This window comes from Acinetobacter sp. YH16052 (genome assembly GCF_013417155.1).
Taxonomy (GTDB): domain Bacteria; phylum Pseudomonadota; class Gammaproteobacteria; order Pseudomonadales; family Moraxellaceae; genus Acinetobacter.
The window spans coordinates 15,892-36,071 of sequence record NZ_VPEO01000002.1 but is presented as its reverse complement, the minus strand read 5'-3'; the positions used below and the strand labels follow the sequence as shown (position 1 = coordinate 36,071).

At 44.8% G+C, this 20,180-nt stretch carries 32 protein-coding genes; 30 read left to right on the top strand and 2 right to left on the bottom strand.

The window, feature by feature from the left end; translation table 11 throughout:
• The first annotated feature begins 9 nt into the window (after positions 1–9).
• From rpsS to FTV42_RS01510, 24 genes are all read left to right on the top strand, one after another.
• Positions 10–285: a 30S ribosomal protein S19 gene (rpsS, locus tag FTV42_RS01625; protein ID WP_004281508.1), complete on the top strand. Its 276-nt coding sequence runs from the start codon at positions 10–12 to the stop codon at positions 283–285.
• An 11-nt stretch (positions 286–296) separates the two neighbouring features.
• Positions 297–626: a 50S ribosomal protein L22 gene (gene rplV / locus FTV42_RS01620; protein ID WP_001982638.1), complete on the top strand. Its 330-nt coding sequence runs from the start codon at positions 297–299 to the stop codon at positions 624–626.
• Position 627: 1 nt separating this feature from the next.
• Positions 628–1,380: a 30S ribosomal protein S3 gene (gene rpsC, locus FTV42_RS01615; RefSeq protein ID WP_004281507.1), complete on the top strand. Its 753-nt coding sequence runs from the start codon at positions 628–630 to the stop codon at positions 1,378–1,380.
• 3 nt (positions 1,381–1,383) lie between these two features.
• Positions 1,384–1,797 (top strand): 50S ribosomal protein L16, encoded by a 414-nt coding sequence (rplP, locus tag FTV42_RS01610; RefSeq protein ID WP_004281506.1) that lies wholly within the window; start codon positions 1,384–1,386, stop codon positions 1,795–1,797.
• The gene (rpmC, locus tag FTV42_RS01605) at positions 1,797–1,994 is read left to right on the top strand and encodes a 50S ribosomal protein L29 (RefSeq protein WP_004281505.1); all 198 of its coding nucleotides are present in this window, start codon (positions 1,797–1,799) and stop codon (positions 1,992–1,994) included. The genes rplP and rpmC overlap by 1 nt, the downstream gene beginning before the upstream one ends.
• The gene (gene rpsQ / locus FTV42_RS01600; protein WP_004281504.1) at positions 1,991–2,248 is read left to right on the top strand and encodes a 30S ribosomal protein S17; all 258 of its coding nucleotides are present in this window, start codon (positions 1,991–1,993) and stop codon (positions 2,246–2,248) included. Before rpmC ends, rpsQ begins: the two co-directional genes overlap by 4 nt.
• Positions 2,249–2,339: 91 nt before the next feature.
• Positions 2,340–2,708 (top strand): 50S ribosomal protein L14, encoded by a 369-nt coding sequence (gene rplN / locus FTV42_RS01595; RefSeq protein WP_004281503.1) that lies wholly within the window; start codon positions 2,340–2,342, stop codon positions 2,706–2,708.
• 9 nt (positions 2,709–2,717) lie between these two features.
• Complete coding sequence (gene rplX / locus FTV42_RS01590) at positions 2,718–3,035, top strand: 50S ribosomal protein L24 (RefSeq protein WP_004281502.1); 318 nt, start codon at positions 2,718–2,720, stop codon at positions 3,033–3,035.
• Positions 3,036–3,051: 16 nt separating this feature from the next.
• Complete coding sequence (gene rplE, locus FTV42_RS01585; protein ID WP_004645057.1) at positions 3,052–3,588, top strand: 50S ribosomal protein L5; 537 nt, start codon at positions 3,052–3,054, stop codon at positions 3,586–3,588.
• A gap of 9 nt (positions 3,589–3,597) precedes the next feature.
• The gene (gene rpsN, locus FTV42_RS01580) at positions 3,598–3,903 is read left to right on the top strand and encodes a 30S ribosomal protein S14 (RefSeq protein WP_004732275.1); all 306 of its coding nucleotides are present in this window, start codon (positions 3,598–3,600) and stop codon (positions 3,901–3,903) included.
• Between the two features lie 12 nt (positions 3,904–3,915).
• Entirely contained in the window at positions 3,916–4,311 is a 396-nt protein-coding gene (gene rpsH / locus FTV42_RS01575; protein WP_004281499.1) for a 30S ribosomal protein S8, read from the top strand.
• A gap of 13 nt (positions 4,312–4,324) precedes the next feature.
• Positions 4,325–4,858, top strand: a complete 534-nt coding sequence (gene rplF / locus FTV42_RS01570; RefSeq protein WP_004645059.1) for a 50S ribosomal protein L6 — start codon at positions 4,325–4,327, stop codon at positions 4,856–4,858.
• Between the two features lie 14 nt (positions 4,859–4,872).
• The gene (gene rplR, locus FTV42_RS01565) at positions 4,873–5,223 is read left to right on the top strand and encodes a 50S ribosomal protein L18 (RefSeq protein ID WP_004281497.1); all 351 of its coding nucleotides are present in this window, start codon (positions 4,873–4,875) and stop codon (positions 5,221–5,223) included.
• A 2-nt stretch (positions 5,224–5,225) separates the two neighbouring features.
• Positions 5,226–5,723, top strand: a complete 498-nt coding sequence (gene rpsE / locus FTV42_RS01560) for a 30S ribosomal protein S5 (RefSeq protein WP_004281496.1) — start codon at positions 5,226–5,228, stop codon at positions 5,721–5,723.
• Positions 5,724–5,729: 6 nt separating this feature from the next.
• The gene (gene rpmD / locus FTV42_RS01555) at positions 5,730–5,906 is read left to right on the top strand and encodes a 50S ribosomal protein L30 (protein ID WP_004281495.1); all 177 of its coding nucleotides are present in this window, start codon (positions 5,730–5,732) and stop codon (positions 5,904–5,906) included.
• A gap of 3 nt (positions 5,907–5,909) precedes the next feature.
• Positions 5,910–6,350, top strand: coding sequence for a 50S ribosomal protein L15 (gene rplO, locus FTV42_RS01550; protein WP_180037192.1), 441 nt, complete (start codon positions 5,910–5,912; stop codon positions 6,348–6,350).
• 45 nt (positions 6,351–6,395) lie between these two features.
• Positions 6,396–7,715 carry a preprotein translocase subunit SecY gene (gene secY / locus FTV42_RS01545; RefSeq protein ID WP_180037316.1) on the top strand — a complete coding sequence of 440 codons (1,320 nt, stop codon included), beginning with the start codon at positions 6,396–6,398 and terminating at the stop codon, positions 7,713–7,715.
• 19 nt (positions 7,716–7,734) lie between these two features.
• Positions 7,735–7,851: a 50S ribosomal protein L36 gene (gene rpmJ, locus FTV42_RS01540; RefSeq protein ID WP_000867907.1), complete on the top strand. Its 117-nt coding sequence runs from the start codon at positions 7,735–7,737 to the stop codon at positions 7,849–7,851.
• Between the two features lie 105 nt (positions 7,852–7,956).
• The gene (gene rpsM, locus FTV42_RS01535) at positions 7,957–8,313 is read left to right on the top strand and encodes a 30S ribosomal protein S13 (protein WP_004281492.1); all 357 of its coding nucleotides are present in this window, start codon (positions 7,957–7,959) and stop codon (positions 8,311–8,313) included.
• A gap of 19 nt (positions 8,314–8,332) precedes the next feature.
• On the top strand, positions 8,333–8,719 hold the full coding sequence (gene rpsK / locus FTV42_RS01530) for a 30S ribosomal protein S11 (protein ID WP_004281491.1): 387 nt from the start codon (positions 8,333–8,335) through the stop codon (positions 8,717–8,719).
• A gap of 12 nt (positions 8,720–8,731) precedes the next feature.
• Entirely contained in the window at positions 8,732–9,358 is a 627-nt protein-coding gene (gene rpsD, locus FTV42_RS01525; RefSeq protein WP_004281490.1) for a 30S ribosomal protein S4, read from the top strand.
• A gap of 16 nt (positions 9,359–9,374) precedes the next feature.
• Positions 9,375–10,382 (top strand): DNA-directed RNA polymerase subunit alpha, encoded by a 1,008-nt coding sequence (locus FTV42_RS01520; protein WP_004281489.1) that lies wholly within the window; start codon positions 9,375–9,377, stop codon positions 10,380–10,382.
• An 18-nt stretch (positions 10,383–10,400) separates the two neighbouring features.
• Positions 10,401–10,766 carry a 50S ribosomal protein L17 gene (gene rplQ, locus FTV42_RS01515; protein WP_004281488.1) on the top strand — a complete coding sequence of 122 codons (366 nt, stop codon included), beginning with the start codon at positions 10,401–10,403 and terminating at the stop codon, positions 10,764–10,766.
• Positions 10,767–10,983: 217 nt separating this feature from the next.
• Complete coding sequence (locus tag FTV42_RS01510) at positions 10,984–12,474, top strand: NAD(P)/FAD-dependent oxidoreductase (RefSeq protein WP_180037191.1); 1,491 nt, start codon at positions 10,984–10,986, stop codon at positions 12,472–12,474.
• Positions 12,475–12,534: 60 nt separating this feature from the next.
• On the opposite strand, the gene FTV42_RS01505 is transcribed toward FTV42_RS01510, so the two are convergent.
• On the bottom strand, positions 12,535–13,707 hold the full coding sequence (locus tag FTV42_RS01505) for an acyl-CoA dehydrogenase family protein (protein ID WP_005101192.1): 1,173 nt from the start codon (positions 13,705–13,707) through the stop codon (positions 12,535–12,537).
• Positions 13,708–13,891: 184 nt separating this feature from the next.
• Between FTV42_RS01505 and FTV42_RS01500 the strand changes: the two genes are divergently transcribed.
• The 6 genes from FTV42_RS01500 (at position 13,892) to FTV42_RS01475 (ending at position 19,226) form a co-directional block, all read left to right on the top strand.
• Entirely contained in the window at positions 13,892–14,149 is a 258-nt protein-coding gene (locus FTV42_RS01500) for a succinate dehydrogenase assembly factor 2 (protein WP_004281484.1), read from the top strand.
• On the top strand, positions 14,142–14,528 hold the full coding sequence (locus FTV42_RS01495) for a hypothetical protein (RefSeq protein WP_180037190.1): 387 nt from the start codon (positions 14,142–14,144) through the stop codon (positions 14,526–14,528). The genes FTV42_RS01500 and FTV42_RS01495 overlap by 8 nt, the downstream gene beginning before the upstream one ends.
• A 117-nt stretch (positions 14,529–14,645) precedes the next feature.
• A complete protein-coding gene (locus tag FTV42_RS01490) occupies positions 14,646–14,810 on the top strand; it encodes a hypothetical protein (RefSeq protein ID WP_180037179.1) in 165 nt (54 codons plus the stop codon).
• Positions 14,811–15,065: 255 nt separating this feature from the next.
• Entirely contained in the window at positions 15,066–16,106 is a 1,041-nt protein-coding gene (locus FTV42_RS01485; protein WP_004281480.1) for a hypothetical protein, read from the top strand.
• A gap of 67 nt (positions 16,107–16,173) precedes the next feature.
• Complete coding sequence (gene rrtA, locus FTV42_RS01480) at positions 16,174–16,746, top strand: rhombosortase (protein WP_180037189.1); 573 nt, start codon at positions 16,174–16,176, stop codon at positions 16,744–16,746.
• Between the two features lie 197 nt (positions 16,747–16,943).
• Complete coding sequence (locus FTV42_RS01475; RefSeq protein ID WP_180037188.1) at positions 16,944–19,226, top strand: TRAP transporter large permease subunit; 2,283 nt, start codon at positions 16,944–16,946, stop codon at positions 19,224–19,226.
• 62 nt (positions 19,227–19,288) lie between these two features.
• Here FTV42_RS01475 and FTV42_RS01470 read toward each other — a convergent pair whose 3' ends face one another.
• The gene (locus FTV42_RS01470; RefSeq protein WP_180037187.1) at positions 19,289–20,170 is read right to left on the bottom strand and encodes a DMT family transporter; all 882 of its coding nucleotides are present in this window, start codon (positions 20,168–20,170) and stop codon (positions 19,289–19,291) included.
• Positions 20,171–20,180: the final 10 nt, after the last annotated feature.

Sequence of the window (20,180 nt, the reverse complement as noted above, 5' to 3'; positions counted from 1 at the left end):
AATCTGACAATGCCTCGTTCTCTGAAAAAAGGCCCATTCGTCGATGCGCACTTGTTCGCTAAGGTTGAAGCGGCTATCGCGGCTAATAACCGTAAGCCGATCAAAACTTGGTCGCGTCGTTCGATGATCCTCCCGGATTTTGTTGGTTTAACAATTTCTGTACACAATGGCCGTAACCACGTTCCTGTGATCGTTTCTGAGCACATGGTTGGTCACAAGCTTGGTGAATTTGCACCAACTCGTACCTATCGCGGTCACGGTGTTGACAAGAAATCTAAACGTTAATGGGTGCTATGATGGAAGTAACTGCTAAATTACGCGGTGCCGCTATCTCGGCACAAAAAGCTCGTTTGGTTGCAGATCTTATCCGCGGCAAATCTGTTGCGCACGCTCTTAACATCCTTAACTTCAGCAACAAAAAAGCTGCAGTTCTAGTTAAGAAAGCGTTGGAATCTGCGATTGCAAACGCTGAACACAATAACAGTTTAGATGTAGACGACCTTAAAGTTTCTACGATCTACGTTGATGAAGGCATGAGCCTGAAACGTATTATGCCACGTGCTAAAGGCCGTGCAGATCGTATTACTAAGCGTACTTGTCACATCACCGTTAAGGTAGGGGTTTGATATGGGTCAGAAGGTTCATCCAATCGGTATCCGCCTAGGTGTTGTGAAACGTCATAACGCTAACTGGTATGCGAATCCGAAACAATACGCTGAATACTTGCTTAAAGATCTTCAAGTTCGTGAGTTTTTGATCAAAAAACTTAAAAACGCGATGATCAGCAACATTCTTATCGAACGCCCTACAGGCGCTGCTAAAGTAACTATTAGCACTGCTCGTCCAGGTATCGTAATCGGTAAAAAAGGCGAAGATATTGAGAAACTACAACGCGAATTGACATCTATCATGGGTGTTCCTGCGCAAGTAAGTATCAATGAAATTGATCGTCCAGACTTAGACGCGCGTCTAGTTGCTGAAGCTATCGCTTCTCAATTAGAAAAACGTGTAATGTTCCGTCGTGCTATGAAGCGTGCGGTACAAAACACAATGCGTGCTGGTGCTAAAGGTATCAAAGTAGAAGTTTCAGGCCGTTTAGGTGGTGCTGAGATTGCTCGTACTGAGTGGTATCGTGAAGGTCGTGTACCTCTACATACGCTTCGTGCAGATATCGACTATGCGACTATGCGTGCTGAGACTACTTACGGTACGATCGGTGTTAAAGTTTGGATCTTCCGTGGTGAGATCTTGGGCGGCATGAAACAAGTCATGAACCCAGCTCCAGCAGAAGAGCGTCCAGCTAAACGCGGTCGTGGTCGTGGTGAAGGTCAAGAGCGTCGTGGTCGTCGCAATGATCGTTCTGCTGAAAAAGGAGAATAATCCATGTTGCAACCTAAGCGTACTAAATTCCGTAAAGTGCAGAAAGGCCGTAACACTGGTCTAGCACACCGCGGTAGCACAGTATCTTTCGGTACTATTGCACTTAAATCAGTTGAACGTGGTCAAATGACTGCGCGTCAAATTGAAGCAGCGCGTCGTACAATTAGCCGTCGTATTAAGCGTGGTGGTAAGATCTTTATCCGTGTATTCCCGGACAAGCCGATTACTTCTAAGCCTCTTGAAGTGCGTATGGGTAAAGGTAAAGGTTCTGTGGAATATTGGGTTTGCCAAATCAAACCAGGTAAAGTCTTGTACGAAATTGATGGTGTTAACGAAGAATTGGCTCGCGAAGCGTTTACGCTTGCAGCAGCTAAGCTTCCGTTTAAAACCGCTATCGTGACTCGGACGGTAATGTAATGAAAACTAAAGATCTACGTGAAAAGTCGGTAGAAGAGTTGACAGCTTTGCTTGATGAGCAACAGCTTAACCAATTCCGTCTTCGTATGGCGAAAGCAACTGGTCAATTGGGTAAATCGCATGAAGTTGCACTTACTCGTCAGACTATTGCTCGTATTAAGACCCTCCTTACCGAAAAACAGGGGAACGGACAATGAGTGATAAAACAGTCCGCACGTTAACTGGCAAAGTTGTAAGCGACAAGATGGATAAATCTATCGTTGTTCTTATTGAACGCCAAGTTCAACACCCGTTGTATGGCAAATTAATCCGCCGTTCAACAAAATTACATGCTCATGATGAGAACAACACAGCGAAAGCTGGTGATGTTGTAACCATTAAAGAAAGCCGCCCAATTTCTAAAACTAAGTCTTGGACTCTAGTTGAAGTTGTTGAAGCAGCTGCTGAGTAATTAACGTTCTTGTTGCATCATCGGTCAATTTCGAGTACTCTTTGAGCCTTTCGAAATTTCGACCGGTGTTGCTCGGTTTTGGAGTAGGGCAATGATTCAGACCGAAACTATGCTCGACGTAGCAGACAACAGTGGTGCACGCCGCGTACAATGTATTAAAGTACTTGGTGGCTCGCATCGTCGTTATGCTTCTGTTGGCGACATTATTAAAGTTACTGTAAAAGAAGCAATTCCACGCGCACGTGTTAAAAAAGGTGACGTGATGAATGCGGTTGTGGTTCGTACAAAATTCGGTATCCGTCGTGCAGACGGTTCAGTGATTCGTTTCGACGATAACGCTGCTGTTATTTTGAACAACAACAAAGCGCCGATTGCAACTCGTATTTTCGGACCAGTGACTCGTGAACTTCGTACTGAACAGTTCATGAAAATTATTTCATTGGCTCCTGAAGTTCTATAAGAGGCGATCATGGCTAAGATTAAAAAAGGCGATCAAGTAATTGTGATCGCAGGTAAAGAAAAAGGCAAACAGGGTACTGTTCTGTCTGTTTCTAATGACCGTGTTAAGGTTGAAGGCCTTAACTTGGTGAAGAAGCATCAGAAGCCAAACCGTGCTACAGGCGCTGAAGGTAGCGTTGTAACTCAGGAAGCTTCGCTTCATATTTCAAACGTGGCAGTTTTTAATGCTACAACCCAAAAGGCTGACCGTGTTGGTTACCAAGTGATTGATGGCGTGAAAACTCGCGTATTCAAATCAAATGGTGAATCAGTGGCGGTAGCGAAGTAATAGGTTGATATAGGCCATGGCCAGACTTAAAACACGTTACAACGACGAACTTAAAGCTCAATTACAAGAAGTATTGGGCGTTAAGAATGTGATGGAGATTCCTCGCATCACTAAAATCACGATCAACATGGGTGTTGGCGCAGCTGCTGCTGACAAAAAACTCCTTGATGGTGCTCTTTCAGATATGCAAGCTATCGCTGGTCAAAAACCAGTACTTACGTTAGCTCGTAAATCAATCGCTGGTTTTAAAATCCGTGATGGTTGGCCGATCGGTTGTAAAGTTACTTTACGCGGCGAACGTATGTACGAATTCTTGGACCGTTTGATCTCGATTGCGATCCCTCGTATCCGTGACTTCCGTGGTTTCTCTGCGAAATCATTCGACGGTCGTGGTAACTACTCAATGGGTCTTAAGGAACAAATCATGTTCCCTGAAATCGATTTTGACAAGATTGATCGTATTCGTGGTATGGATATTACCATTACTACGACTGCTCGCACCGATGACGAAGGCCGTGCGCTTATGCGTGCATTCGGCTTCCCGTTCAAATAAGAGGTCGATATGGCTAAGAAAGGTATGATTAATCGCGAATTGAAACGCGAAGCTACTGTTGCTAAATACGCTGCAAAACGTGCTGAATTAAAAGCTGTTATTGCAAACGTAAATGCATCAGACGAAGAACGTTTCGAAGCGATGATGAAATTACAAGCATTACCACGTAATGCATCTCCAGTACGTCTACGTAACCGTTGTGGTTTAACTGGTCGTCCTCATGGTTACTTCCGTAAGTTCGGTTTAAGCCGTAACAAATTACGTGAAACAGTAATGCAAGGTGATGTACCTGGCGTTGTTAAGGCAAGCTGGTAAGGAGCACTATAGATGAGTATGCAAGATACCGTTGCCGACATGCTAACACGTGTTCGTAACGCACAAATGGCAAAGAAACAAACTGTTTCTATGCCTAATTCTAAGTTGAAAGTAGCAATTGCTAACTTACTTCAACAAGAAGGTTATATTTCAAACGTAGAAGTTGCGGATGCTGAAGGCAAACCAACTCTTACTTTGACTTTAAAGTATTTCGAAGGCAAACCAGTTATCGAAACTGTGAAGCGCGTAAGCCGTCCAGGTCTACGTCAGTATCGCGGTAAAGATGCACTTCCTAGCGTTAAGCAAGGTTTAGGTATTGCAATTGTTTCTACAAGCAAAGGCATCATGACTGATCGCGCTGCACGTGCTGCAGGCGTTGGTGGTGAAGTTATTGCTTTTGTTTCTTAATAGGTGATTCCTCATGTCTCGTGTGGCTAAAGCCCCAGTAACTGTACCTAACGGTGTAACAGTTACTCAGAACGGCCGGCAGGTCGAAGTGAAAGGCACTAAAGGTACATTGTCTTTCAACCTGCATGCGCTGGTCGAGCTTAAACAGGAAGACGGTATTCTAGCTATTGCTCCAGTACAAGAGTCGAAAGACGCTTGGATGCAAGCTGGTACTGCTCGCGCTGTGCTTAACAACCTTGTAAAAGGTGTTAGCGAAGGTTTCGAACGTAAGTTACAGCTTATCGGTGTTGGTTATAAAGCTGCGGTTAAAGGTGACGTTGTTCATCTTAACCTTGGTTTCTCTCACCCGATCGATTATGCACTTCCTGCAGGTGTAACTGCTGAAACTCCAACTGCAACTGAAATCATTCTTAAATCTGCTGATAAAGCAGCTTTAGGACAGGTTGCTGCAGATATCCGTGGTTACCGTCCACCAGAGCCATATAAAGGCAAAGGTGTTCGTTATTCTGACGAAGTTGTACTTCGTAAAGAAGCTAAGAAGAAATAAGGCGCGAGGTTCTTATGAACGAAAAGAAACAATCCCGTTTGCGTCGTGCGAAAAGCACACGCTTGCACATCCGTGCATTGGGTGCGACTCGTTTGTGTGTAAACCGCACTCCGCGTCACATCTATGCTCAAGTTATCTCTGCAGATGGTGGCAAAGTATTAGCGCAAGCTTCTACTTTAGACGCTACTCTACGTGCGGGTACAACTGGTAACGTTGAAGCAGCTCAAAAAGTAGGTGCTTTAATCGCAGAACGCGCTAAAGCAGCTGGTGTTACTAAAGTTGCATTTGACCGTTCTGGTTTTAAATATCATGGTCGTATCAAAGCCTTGGCTGATGCTGCTCGTGAAAACGGCTTGGAGTTCTAATCATGGCTAAAGTTGAACAAAACGAAGGTCTTGTTGAAAAGCTGGTTGCCGTTGATCGTGTAGCCAAAGTTGTTAAGGGTGGTCGTATCTTCTCTTTCACAGCATTAACTGTTGTGGGTGATGGTAATGGTCGCGTAGGTTTTGGTCGTGGTAAAGCACGTGAAGTTCCAGCTGCTATCTCTAAAGCACTTGAAGCTGCTCGTCGCAATATGATTACTGTTGACCTTGTTGATGGTACGTTACAGCACCCAATTCATGCACGTCACGGCGCTAGCCGCGTATTCATGCAGCCTGCCTCTGAAGGTACAGGTGTAATTGCTGGTGGCGCTATGCGTGCAGTTCTAGAAGCTGTAGGCGTACGTAACGTGTTGACTAAATGCCGTGGTTCTACTAACGCTGCTAACGTAGTAAACGCAACTTTCAATGGTTTGCGTGATATGACTACTCCTGAAAAGGTTGCTGCGAAACGTGGTCTTTCAGTAGAACAAATTCAAGGGTAATCAATCATGAAAACGATTAAAGTTACCCAGACTAAATCTGCATCGCACCGCTTGAAAAATCACAAGCTTAGCCTGCAAGGTTTAGGTCTGCGTCGTATTGGTCATACTGTAGAAGTGTTAGACACACCTTCTAACCGTGGTATGATCAACCAAGTCTACTATATGGTTAGTGTAGAGGAATAAGCCATGACTCTGCGTTTAAATACAATTGCACCTGCAGAAGGTGCTAAACGTGACAATCTTCGTCTAGGCCGTGGTATCGGTTCTGGCGTTGGTAAGACCGGTGGCCGTGGTGTCAAGGGTCAAAACTCACGTAAGAGCGGTGGTACTCGTCCAGGTTTCGAAGGCGGTCAAACAGCACTTTATCGTCGTTTGCCTAAATTCGGCTTCACTAGCCAATTAGCTTTGAAAACTGCTGAAGTACGTTTATCTGAGCTTGCTAAAGTTGAAGGCGACATCGTGTCTCTAGAAACTTTAAAAGCTGCGAACGTTGTACGTAAAGACATGACTCGTGCTCGTATCGTACTTTCTGGTGAAATTACTCGTGCATTCACTATTCAAGGTGTTGTATTGACTAAAGGCGCTAAAGCTGCTGTTGAAGCTGCTGGCGGCAAAGTCGAGGAGTAATCCCCAGTGTCTATGACTCCTAGTTCTTCAGGTCATGTCAACATGATGAAAGGCCAACCATTTCATGTGAAATACCGTGAAATTATTCGTCGAATGATGTTTCTCATTGGTGCGTTGTTGGTGTTTCGACTAGGAGCGCATATTCCAGTACCAGGCATCAATAATGCTGCATTGGAAAACCTGTTTAATGCAAACCAAGGTACCATCCTTGGTTTGTTTAACATGTTCTCTGGTGGTGCATTAGAACGAATGTCTATTCTTGCTCTCGGGATCATGCCATACATCTCTGCATCGATTATTGTGCAGTTGATGTCAACTGTGGTTCCTTCGCTGGAAGCTTTAAAGAAAGAAGGCGAGCAAGGCAAACGTAAAATTAATCAATATACACGACAAGGTACATTATTCTTAGCGCTGGTACAGGCGATAGGTATGTGTGCAGGCCTGATCAGTCAGGGGATTACCCTGAATACTGGTTTGGCTTTTTATGTTCCTGCAGTAACCTCACTGGTTGCGGGGACCATGTTCTTGATGTGGTTGGGTGAACAGATTACCGAGCGTGGGGTGGGGAATGGTATTTCCATGATCATCTTCGCGGGTATTGTTGCCGGATTGCCTAATCTAATTATGCAATCTTTCTCATCTGTAGATAATGGCCAGACCAGCCTGATTGGCTTGGTAATTTTTGGTTTGTTGTCTCTGGGTGTTTTGGCAGCGATCGTGTTTATCGAGAAAGCGCAGCGTCGTATTCCGGTAAACTATGCTCAAAAACAACAAGGTCGTCGTGTATTTACTGCACAGCAGACACATTTGCCATTAAAAATTAATATGGCGGGCGTGATTCCGGCAATTTTTGCCAGCTCATTGCTTTTGTTCCCAGCGAGCTTAGGTCAGTGGGTAGGTAGTGCAGATCCAAATGCTGGATTTATTAAGCGTAGCCTGCAAGATGTAGCATTGGTATTGTCGCCTGGTCAGCCGTTGTATTTGGTGCTCTTTGGTGCGTTAATTATCTTTTTCTGTTACTTCTATACAGCACTGGTATTTAGTCCTAAAGAAGTGTCAGAGAACTTGAAACGCAGCGGAGCTTACGTGCCTGGTATACGTCCAGGTGAGCAAACTGCTCGTTACTTAGATCATATTCTCAATCGTTTGACATTTATTGGCGCGATTTATATTACAGTCATTTGTTTGATGCCGATGGTATTGCAAAGCTCATTTGGTATTCCGTTCTATCTGGGTGGTACCTCTTTGCTGATTGTTGTGGTAGTAGTGATGGACTTTATGGCTCAGCTGCAATCACACCTCACTTCGCACCAATACGATAATCAAACGTTAATGAGAAAAACGACTGCTCATCCTAAGGGATAAGCGCACTTGAGGTTTCATCATGAAAGTACAAGCTTCTGTTAAGAAAATTTGTGGTAGCTGTAAAGTTATCCGTCGTAATGGGGTTATCCGCGTAATTTGTAGCGCAGAACCTCGTCATAAGCAGCGTCAAGGTTAATCTGATTAAGACCTGTTGATTTCTGTAGGCGAATTAGGTTATTATCCGCCCCTCAAGATTTTTGTGGGGCGGTTGATTATCTACTGCCTTTTTGGAGAAAATTGAATGGCTCGTATTGCCGGTGTAAACATTCCGGATAACAAGCACGCTGTTATCTCTCTAACGTATATCTTTGGTATTGGTCGCCATACTTCAAAAGCTATCTTAGCTGCTGCTGGTATTGCTCCAACTACTAAGATCCGTGAATTAGATGACGCTCAGCTTGATGCGATTCGTGCAGAAGTTGCTAAGGTTCCGACCGAAGGTGATTTACGTCGCGAAATTTCCATGAACATTAAACGTTTAATGGATTTAGGCTGCTACCGCGGTCTTCGTCATCGTCGCAGCTTGCCTGTCCGCGGTCAACGCACCAAAACTAACGCTCGTACCCGTAAAGGTCCGCGCAAACCTATTAAGAAATAAGATTTCTGGAAGCTAAAAGATGGCTAAAGATACTCGCGCACGCAAGAAGGTCACTCGTACCGTCTCTGAAGGTGTCGCACACATTCACGCTTCTTTTAATAACACCATTGTGACTATTACCGATCGTCAAGGTAATGCACTGGCTTGGGCCACTTCAGGTGGACAAGGCTTCCGTGGATCACGTAAATCAACTCCGTTCGCTGCTCAGGTAGCTGCTGAAGTTGCTGGTAAAGCTGCTTTAGACTACGGTTTGAAAAACTTGGACGTCCTTGTAAAAGGTCCTGGTCCTGGTCGTGAATCTGCGGTTCGTGCTTTAGGTGCAGTGGGTTATAAAATTAACAGCATTACCGATGTGACGCCAATCCCGCACAACGGTTGCCGTCCACCTAAAAAACGTCGCGTGTAAGGAGAAACATTCATGGCTCGTTATATTGGTCCAAAATGCAAACTCTCTCGTCGCGAAGGGACAGACCTGCAACTTAAATCAGGCGTTAAACCGTTTGATGTTAAGACAAAAAAACATGCGAAAGTTCCTGGCCAACACGGCGGGGCTCGTGGTGGTAAACAATCTGAGTACTCACTACAATTACGTGAAAAACAAAAAGTACGTCGCATGTACGGTGTTTTAGAGCGTCAATTTAGTAACTACTATAAAGAAGCTGCTCGTGTTAAAGGCGCAACTGGTGAAAACCTGTTGAAGCTACTTGAAAGCCGTCTTGATAACGTTGTTTATCGTATGGGTTTCGGTTCTACTCGTGCAGAAGCTCGTCAGTTAGTATCTCACCGTAGCATCACTTTGAATGGCCGTCGTGTTAACATTGCGTCTATCCAAGTTAAAGCGGGTGATGTGATCGCAGTTCACGAAGGTGCTAAGCAACAATTACGTATCAAAAACGCAATTGAATTAGCTACTCAACGTGGCATGCCTTCTTGGATGGAAATTGACCATTCTAAATTAGAAGGTACGTTCAAAGCTGCACCGGATCGTTCTGATTTACCTGCTGAAATCAACGAAAGCTTGATTGTAGAATTGTATTCTAAATAATCCTTGAGGAAGCAATATGACGCGTACTGCAAATGAGTTTCTAACTCCGCAAGCGATCAAGGTCGAAGCGGCAAGCGGGACCTCGGCAAAAGTTATTCTAGAACCATTAGAGCGTGGCTTTGGTCATACTCTTGGTAATGCTTTACGTCGCATCCTTCTTTCTTCTCTACCTGGCGCAGCTGTGGTAGAAGTTGAGATTGAAGGGGTCGAGCACGAGTACAGTACTTTGGAAGGCTTGCAGCAGGACATCGTCGAGCTCTTGCTGAACCTAAAAGGATTGTCGATTAAGCTGTTCGATCAAAATGAAGCTTATTTAACATTAGAGAAACAAGGTGCAGGCGACGTAACTGCGGCTGACCTTCGTTTACCTCATAATGTTGAAGTGGTTAACCCTGAACATTTGATCGGTACTTTAAGTGCCTCAGGCTCATTGAAAATGCGTCTGAAAGTGGCTCAAGGTCGTGGCTACGAGACTTCTGATTCACGCTTCCCAGAAGGTGAAACTCGCCCAGTGGGTCGCTTGCAGTTAGATGCGTCTTACAGCCCAATCAAACGTGTTTCATACACCGTGGAAAACGCGCGTGTAGAACAACGTACTGACCTTGATAAACTGATCATTGATCTTGAAACTAACGGTACTGTAGATCCTGAAGAAGCGATCCGCAAAGCTGCAACTATTTTGCAGCAACAAATTGCGATCTTCGTTGACCTTCAGAAAGATCAAGCACCTGTTGCTCAAGAGCCTCGTGAAGAAGTTGACCCAATCTTGCTTCGCCCAGTAGATGATCTAGAGCTAACTGTTCGTTCTGCTAACTGTTTGAAAGCAGAAAACATTTACTACATTGGTGATCTTGTACAGCGTACCGAAGTTGAGTTGCTTAAAACTCCTAACTTGGGTAAAAAATCGCTTACTGAGATCAAAGATGTTCTGGCTTCTAAAGGCTTACAACTCGGCATGCGTTTAGAGAACTGGCCACCGGCTAGTCTCCGTATGGACGATCGTTTCGCCTATCGTAGCCGTTAATTAAGTAGGACTATCACCATGCGTCATCGTAATAGTGGTGTGAAATTAGGCCGTACAAGCAGTCATCGTAAAGCGATGTTCCAAAACATGGCTAACTCTTTGTTCGAGCACGAGTTGATCAAAACAACTGTGCCTAAAGCAAAAGAGTTACGTCGTGTAGCTGAGCCTTTAATCACTTTAGCTAAAAACGATACAGTAGCAAACCGTCGTTTGGCGTTTGCTCGTACTCGTTCAGCAGCAACTGTTGGTAAATTATTTACCGTTCTTGGCCCTCGTTACAAAGAGCGTAACGGCGGTTATCTACGTGTTCTTAAAGCGGGCTTCCGTGCAGGTGATGCTGCACCGATGGCTTACGTTGAGCTAGTAGATCGCGAAGTTAACTAACTTCGTGAAGAATAACGCAAGTTGTTCGAAAAGGTCGGTTGAATAAACCGGCCTTTTTTATTGTCTGTATATTTTAATTGAGAGTGATTGGGTTCCATATAACTGATCTGGCCTGAAAAGATAAAAAAATAGTGGCTTTTTAATTAACTTGACATTGTGTATTGTCAGTTTTGTGATTTAATAAAAACAGATAGCATCGCTTAGGTAAAAGAACAACATGGAAAAGCAGGTAGATATTTTAATTGTGGGTGCGGGGATCTCGGGGATTGGTCTGGCAGCGCATCTTTCTAAACATTGTCCAAAACGCTCTTTTGAGATTATTGAACGCCGCGAAAGTATTGGCGGAACGTGGGACCTGTTTAAATATCCGGGGATTCGTTCCGATTCGGATATGTCGACTTTTGGCTTTAATTTTAAGCCTTGGAAAAAAGAAAGCGTGCTTGCCGATGGCGCATCCATCAAAAATTATCTGGCTGAAGTGGTAGAAGAGTTTAAACTTCAGCCAAAAATCCATTTCCAGCATCGGGTTCTGAGTGCTAATTATGATTCTGCCACCTGCAAATGGTCAGTAGAGATTGTGGACGCACAGGGTAAGACGCAGATCTGGATCGCCAACTTTATACTGGGTTGTACCGGTTATTATAATTATGATCAGGGTTTTCAGCCGGAGTTTCCAAATCAAACTGCATTCAAAGGTGAGTTTATTCATCCGCAACATTGGCCGGAAAATTTAAACTATAAAGGCAAAAAAGTGGTCATCATTGGCAGTGGTGCGACCGCGATTACCTTGGTTCCTGCGATGGTGAAAGGTGGAGTAGGGCATGTCACCATGTTGCAACGTTCCCCAACTTATATTGCTTCTGTACCCTCGGTCGATTTTATTTATTCAAAAATGCGTAAATATCTGCCCGAGGAGGTCGCTTACAAGCTGACACGTGCGCGTAATATCGGCATGCAGCGCGGGATTTATGCTTTGGCACAGAAACAGCCAAAATTATTAAAATCGCTTTTGCTTAAATCGGTGCAACTTCAGCTAAAAGGTAAAGTGGACATGAAGCACTTTACCCCGAATTATGAACCTTGGGATCAGCGTCTGTGTGTGGTGCCAGATGGGGATCTGTTTAAAATTTTACGTGAAGGGCAGGCATCAGTTGCAACGGATCAGATAGAAACCTTTACCGAAACGGGAATTCAGCTGAAATCAGGTCAACATCTGGATGCTGACATTATCGTCTCTGCCACCGGTCTGAATATTCAAATTCTTGGCGGGATTCAGGCGACGATGGATGGTCAGCCTATCGATACCTCACAGCATATGTTGTATAGAGGCATCATGGTCAGTGATATACCGAATATGGCGCTGATTATTGGCTATATCAATGCCTCCTGGACGCTTAAAGTCGACATTGCAGCTGAGTATATTTGCCGTCTGCTGAACTATATGGATCAGCAAGGTTATGCGCAGGTGATTGCTCAGGGAGATCAGAGTGAATTGCTTCAGGATACCGTCATGGGCAGTCTCAGTTCGGGTTATATTGCCCGGGCTGCAGACGTCATGCCAAAGCAAGGCAAACAGGCTCCGTGGAAAGTCAGCAATAATTATCTGGCAGACCGTAAGGAGCTCAAACAGGCTTCGTTTGAAGATGGTGTACTGAAATTTAGAAAAAACAGTAATGCTTTAAAGCATAAACCGCGTCTGGTTTCTTAAAGTTATATCTTTGCATACAGAAAAAGGAGTCCTGAGAGACTCTTTTTTTATGCATCCATTTTAAAGTGAACGTGCGATGAGTTCTTTCATAATTTCATTGGTACCGGCATAAATCCGATTGGCACGGTTGTCGATATAGGCACGGGCAATCGGATATTCCAGCATATAACCATAGCCGCCATGCAATTGCAGACATTCATCAACGACTTTGCTGTACATTTCTGAAATCTTGTATTTGGCCGCCGCAGCGGCATCTATGCCTAGTTCGTGCTTGAGTTGCAGCTGCATACAGCGATCCAGATAAGTGCGGCAGACATCGATCTCGGTACGCAGTTCTGCCAGTTTAAAACGGGTATTTTGAAAATGGCTGATGCTCTTGCCAAATGCCTGACGTTCCTTAGTATATTTCACTGTATGTGCGAAAGCAGCTTCAGCGCCTGCCTGACAGATAATTGCCACAATCAGGCGTTCCCAAGCCAGCTCTTTCATCAGCATCATAAAGCCCATGCCTTCCAGACCGAGCAGGTTTTCTTTCGGAACCCGAACATTGTCAAAGAACAGTTCACAGGTATCCTGTCCTTTCATGCCAATTTTATTCAGCGGCTTGCCTTTGCTAAATCCGGGACGGTCGGCTTCGACCATAATCAATGACAGATTGGCTGAACCTTTATCATTATTGCCAGTTTTACAAACCACGATGGCCATATCACAGAGATAGCCATTGGTAATAAAAATCTTGGAACCATTAATCAAATAGTCATCGCCATCCAATACAGCAGATGTACGGACTGCTTGCAGGTCAGAGCCAGTTCCCGGTTCGGTCATGGCAATCGCGGTGACGACCTCTCCAGAGGCCATTTTGGGTAGCCATTGCTGTTTTTGATCTTTATTACCAAAATTCAGCAGATAATTGGCAACAATATCCGAATGCAATGAAAATCCGGTTGCTGAATCTCCAGCATACGCCTGTTCCTCAATCAAAATCATGCTATACAGCCGGTCTACGCCAGAGCCGCCATATTCCTCAGGCATGGTAGCGCAGAGCAATCCAAGCTCACCGGCTTTATTCCACAGCTCTCGATCTACATGCTGCTGACTTTCATAACGCTCGGTATGTGGAATGACTTCTTTTTCATAAAATTTACGTACCGTCTCGCGAAAAGCATCATGTTCGGTAGTAAAGAGTTGGCGCGGCAGCATCGAGGCAAGTGGGCGAATGGCTGCAGATTGCATCTTGTTATTCCTTATTTTGATCTGTTTGGTTTAACTTAGGTCATGCCAAGATCAGCAGCAATGAGCGGAATGTTCAAATGACTTAAATCTGCTGATGCTTTTGGTCATTTCTATGAAATCCCTCGAAATTCAGCCAGCGCTTCAGGTAAACTATTCGGGTTTATAACGAGTGGGGGGAAATTCGATGACTGATGACATTAGCTTAGAAGAGCGCAAAGTGATTTATCGTGCGCGTCGTGGTCTAAAAGAACTGGATGTATATTTTGATCCCTACGTAAAAAACCATTACCTGAATGCCGAGCCTTTCGAAAAACAGATGTTTGCAGAGCTGGTTGAGCAGGAAGACCCGGATTTGCTGGACTGGTTTATGGAAGTGTCTGAGCCGCCGCGTCCTGAACTAAAAGATTTTATCAAGAAGCTTAAATTTTACGTTCATGGATAATCGTTGCTTCAAGCTGAAACGCAGTCTGTGTGCATTGGCGTTTCAGTTTTTTATTTTTGCACTGCTGATGTATCTATTGTATCAGTTATTACCGATTGCACTTTGGGCAGTGTGTGCTGTCATAGGCTTGGTGATTTATCAGCTGTTTTACCGCAAGACGCCACAGATTGAGCAGTTTGAATATCTGGATGGACGTGAATGGTCATTGACCACCAAAGCACGACCGACCCGTCGGGTATGTATTAGTCACGTGATTGATCATCAGGCGTATATTGTGGTGTATTTCCAGCATGCCAAGGCGCGACCTTTACTGATCTGGTGTGATCAATTGTCCTTCAAACAATGGAAATACTTAAAATTATTGACTAAATTAATTTAGTTGTAAGACAAACGTATTTTAATGATTTGATTAAAATAATTATAAAACAAATATTTAGATCAACTTTCTATTTTTATTGTTAGACAAAAAACACGGTTAATTCATGACTTAGAGAAATTGTCTGACAATTTATTCCCTGTGTTTTATTTTCAGCCTGTACATTTAACTCACCGACAGCAACTACGGGAAACCCTGATGGAATTTCCAGTGTGGATTTTTCTGATTATAGCGATTGTTTTGGCTCTGGTGATCGGACGATTCGGGATCGGTGCTGAAGGATAAATTTTCATCTTAATCAAGCAGGGTTTTATCATTTTTCTGCTTGTACAGTTAATAAGTAGCATGTGCTGAACCGTCGCAATGCTACTTTTTTTTTGCCCAAAATTTGGGATTCTCCTAAATACAGTCAATTGCAGCGCGGCCATTTAATGGCAAAGTGTCTCGTCTAAATTAGAGTAAATACTCTTTTATTCACAAAATGCTTCTGATATCTTTAGCAGAAAGATGGACATAATCACAATTATAGAGGACAGGAAAATGTCAGACGTCCGTAAAATATGCCAAGGTATGGCGACCATTGCAATAACAACAACAGTTTTGACGGGGTGTTCTCAGGTCATTAAAACCGGTGCCAATGTTGCACTGGGTTTCACCGAAAACCATATTGTACCGCCGATTTTAGCGATGGATGATGCTGAAATGGTGTGTAATTCAGGGAATTCTTTAACTCCGGCCATTATGGCGACCAAAGAAATGGGGGCGGATCCAACACGGGTGGCCGTGCTGATGTATTCGGCTGCCGGTATTTGTGCCGAGCAAAAAGCGCTGGAAGCCGAGTTACGCTATTTACGTGCTTCAAAAACCAATCAGGTGGCAGAAGCTCAAGATGCCCGAATCGAGCAGAAGCGCTGGGCGGCACTGGCAGCACAGCGTCAATATACCGGTTATCAACTGTTCCAGAGCCGTTATGAAAAGAAATACCAAAAAGCCCTGGGTGAAGAATGCCCACGCATGAACAGTGATATCGAGCAAACGGTTTATCTGTTGGGTATGCTCAGTGGCTTGCAGGCCATGACCAATGATATTAACTCGGGTGGTGCAGTGCATGTACCGAAAGATATTGCTGCCGTGGTCGAGCGTGGCATGGTGTGTCTGGATAACGCGAAATTCTGGGGTGCGCCGAATGCCACCCGTGCGGTGATCTGGACTTTGTTGCCAGGCGCAGGGGAAGGCAAGCCTGACCCTTACCAAACATTAAAACAATCTACACAAATTGGTGAGCAAAAAGGTGTACGTTTATCTCATGCCTTGTATGCCGTAGCGGCTCAGGCCAGTGGGGATGATGCCAAAGTTCGGGATGCCTTGAAAACCTTTGCTCAGGCACGTACCGAGGAAAAACCGGTAAATCCGCAATTCAAGCTGATTGACAGCATGGCCGCGATTATGGTCAGTGGCATATCAGATCGCTACTGGACAGAAAATACCGGTATACGCAGTGGCGATGATGGCATGCAACGTTTCTGGGATGAATCCGACAGCTCTTCTGAGCTCGATGATCTGTTCAGTGCGGATCTGTAATGCAGATACCCTGCATGAAGCTTCAGGGATGAAGTCAAACTAGAGGGTCAGGGAGGACAACAGGCCGATGCTAGATCAACATTTTCGACGAAAAATTATTTTTCTAGCGGCTTTTGTCTCTTTCTCTGCATGTCTGCAAATTTTTCACGATCATTTCATTTACTGGCAAGAAAGTCTGCTGGGTGAATTCTGGCGACTCTGGACGGCGCACTGGGTACATGTGGGCTGGATCCATTATTTTCTGAATATTCTCGCCTTTATCTGTTTACCTTTTATTTTTCCACGCGCCACGGTCTGGCATTTCTGTGCCATTTTGCTGATTTTGCCGCCGTTGATCAGTTTAAGTTTTTATTTTTTCTTGCCCAATATTGAAGCTTATGCGGGTCTGTCGGGCGTGCTGCATGGTGCCTATGTCGCCGTAGCCTGTGTACATTTGCTGTATAAGCGGGAACGCGGCTTTGCGGCGTTAGTGTTATTTTTGATTTTTGCCAAACTGGTCTGGGAAAACACCATTGGCAATGTCGGAATGGCGCAGCTGATCGGTAGTCCGGTTTTGGTTGAGGCACATTTACTTGGGGTGATTTGGGGCGTGATTCTGGCGCTGATCTATATTGTGAGCAATTATTTTCGGGATAATTAAAGTGCAGAGATAAATAATTTACTTGGCAGAAAATACAAAAAGAAAATATAAATTGTCATTTTTACTGTGCCAATTTTCATGCAAAGTCAAAACATAGAATAAAGATCCTGACCTTTGAAAAGGAATTTTCTAGGCAGAAGGGAAGATCAGCGTCCTAGACCAAGCATCAGGCCGCTAAAATAAAAATAGGAATACACATGCAAAATAATGATCAAAACAGATCAGGATTAGGTCTGTTGCGTTATATATGGACAGAGTGGATCTCGACCTTCGTCGTGCTGGTTTTACTTTTGCTCACTTTAATTATTGGCACTGGGGAAATGATTCACGGCCAGTTGCTGCGTATGGGTGAGCGTATTTACGGTGATCCGGCAACAGGAATGCAATATTCATTTTTAAGGGCTGAGCCGACGCGTCCACAATGTGAACGCAATATTAATGTCGATCAACGCGTTCAGCAGCAGATGAAAGCCGATGCAGCCGATGAATATGCCGATTTCTTCGGGGTGCGTTCGGAAGCGGATGTCCGTGCTGCGGTGTTACAGGCACAACAGGTCTGTGAAGAATCCTACCTGTTTTATGATAAAGCCATTCAACATGTGGAAGCCCATCCAAGTATTCGGGCTTATCGGACCTTTGAAACTTCTTTCTTTGGCATCTTTAAGTTTGGTACGGAAAACCGGGCTTTGCTTCTGGTCATCATGGTGGTCTTTGCTGCGATCAGTGCCACTCTAAAAACCCATCATATTGGCTTGCGTAGCCCGAGCACGCGTATCGACTTTAAAGTTTATTCGGTCGCCATGCTGGTCGCTAATGCTTTCCTGGCATTTTCATCCTATAGCCAATATCAGTCCGTATTGAACTCGGGCGTGCCGATGGGGGAGATGAAATACATCTACTGGTTGTGGATGATTCTGTTCAGCGCACTCACCCTGATCAGCTTGTATCAGGTGATCAAACAGCCAAAACCAACACGTGAGGGTGGCAGTTTTGGTCTGGCCTTTCTGAGTGTACCGCTATATGCCTATATGGCCATTACTACCGGGATAAACTTCACTTTCTTTATGGACTATCCAATGGGACAGGGGATTTACCTCGGTCAATTGGTGGAGTTTTCTAGTATCTTTCTGAACTTGGCCTTGTTTATCTGGGCCGGTATGTTGCTGAAACAGACCCGTGTCGTGGACATGTTTCTGAATATTCTGCGTCCATGGAATCTGGCCCCTGAAACCCTGACCTGGTTAATCTTGCTGGCAGCTGCATTACCGACCGCCTATACTGGGGCTTCAGGGATTTTCGTAATTGCCGCAGGTGCGATTATTTACAAGGAAGTCTGGAATGCGGGTGGACGCCGTCAGTTTGCACTGGCCGCCACTGCAATGTCCGGTTCACTGGGCGTGGTTTTACGTCCTTGCTTGCTGATTGTCGTGGTGGCATCCCTCAATAAAGAAGTGACTACCGACTTACTCTATCACTACGGGATTTATGTCTTCCTGCTCAGCTCGACTTTATTCCTGGTTATTTCCCTGTTCTTTGCAGAAAACAAATTCCGGATTGCTGCACCTAGCGTAGCAGCTCCTCAATCCGGTCGTGCCTTCATTGCGATTATTCCCTATATCGTGATTTTTATTCTGATCTGGTTGTTCTATAAATATGCTTTGTCGACTGACCTGAATGAATTTACCGCACCAGTGATGATGCCAGTCATTCTGCTGATGATTGTCTTGTTCGACAAGTTGCGTCATGAACCTGCGCCCTTGCCGGCAGTGGGGCATTGGGATGAAACTTTGACCGCAACTTTAAACTCAAGATCGGCACCTGAACTGGCGACAGCCGGTGCCGCAGCCAATGCAGAATATCGTGAGGCTGAACATAGTGAACAACCAGGCAAAGAATTGGCTGTTGATCATACTGTGCAGCGTTCAAAAGCAACTGAAATTTTGCGTAATGTCGGTTTCTGGAAGTCTATGCATATTTCGACCAGTGAGACGGTGGGCCATATTGGTGCCTTGGTCATTCTGATGGCACTTTCGGTGAGTGTGGGTGGCTTGCTGGAACGTATTGAAATTATGGAAGCCTTCCCGACCGACATCAGCAGTACCATTCTGGTGATTTCCCTGATTGTCGGCTTGATGATTTTTGTCGGGATGATCATGGATCCATTTGGCGCGGTGATTCTGATCTCGGCGACCGTGGCTCCAGTGGCCTATCAATACGGCATTCATCCAGTACATTTCTGGATGATTACCCTGATTGGTTTTGAGCTGGGTTATGTGACGCCACCGGTTGCGCTAAATCATCTGCTGGCCAGACAGTCGATTGGCGATGCCGAAGTGGCCGAGGCGGATGCAGAAGTACGACACTTGTCTTTCTACTACCGTTATGAACGCTGGATTTTGCCGATGATAGTATTGCTGCCTGCGATGCTGATCATTGCCTATGTGCCTTATATGTTTAAGCTGTTCGGCTGGTATCAATAAAAGAAAAGCAATAAAAAAGCACTTTCGGGTGCTTTTTTATTTATTTGATTTAAATTCGTTAATCAAATTTTGGATGAATTCAGGCGCTTTTGTAGGATCGGGCTACACAATAGAATCGCACAGAAAATCAGCCCCAGCCCAATCACGCTATAGAGTTCCGGAACTTCCTGCCAGAACAGAAAGCCCCACATGCCGGCAAAGAAAATCGCCACATAGTTGACCGGTCCAATCTGTCCTGCCGGAGCCAGCTTGTAGGCATTTGACATAAACAGTTGGCTGAAATTGGCCAGGATGCCGGCAGTAATCAGATAGCTGAGTTCTGTCAGGGTATAAGGTCGCCATAGCCAGAACATCGGAATCACGGAAATCAGGGTGCCAATAAAACAGAAGTAAAACACGATTTTTTCCGGAGAATCGGTTTTGGTCAGCGCCCGAACCGTGACAAACGCCATCGCCGCCAGAAAACTTGCACCCAAACCAATGACCGACATCAGGTTAATTAGACCCGAATCTGGTTTGGCGACACAGAGTACGCCGATGAAACCAATCAGAGCTGCGGCTAACATGCTTGTGGTGATTTTTTCCTTGAGAAATAGCCAGGCAATCAAAGGAATAAAAATCGGGGAAGAGTAGGTGAAGACCATGGCATTGGAGAGTTTTAAATGAGCAATGGCATAGAAAAAGCCGTGCATGGCAGTCAGGCCGACCACTGCGCGCCAAGTGTGCATCCATAGTTTTTCAGTTTTGAAAAAACCAATGCCTTTATTGAAAATGAAGGGCAGGAAAATAAACAGCCCAACAAAATTGCGAAAGAAGACCACGGTGGCATTATCAACCGTTGCCGAGGCATAACGGATACACATGCCCATGACTGAAAAGAGAAAAGCAGAGCAGGTCAGTAACAGAATGGCTTTAAGCAGATGCGGAGCGGCTGGGGCAGACATGGAAACAACT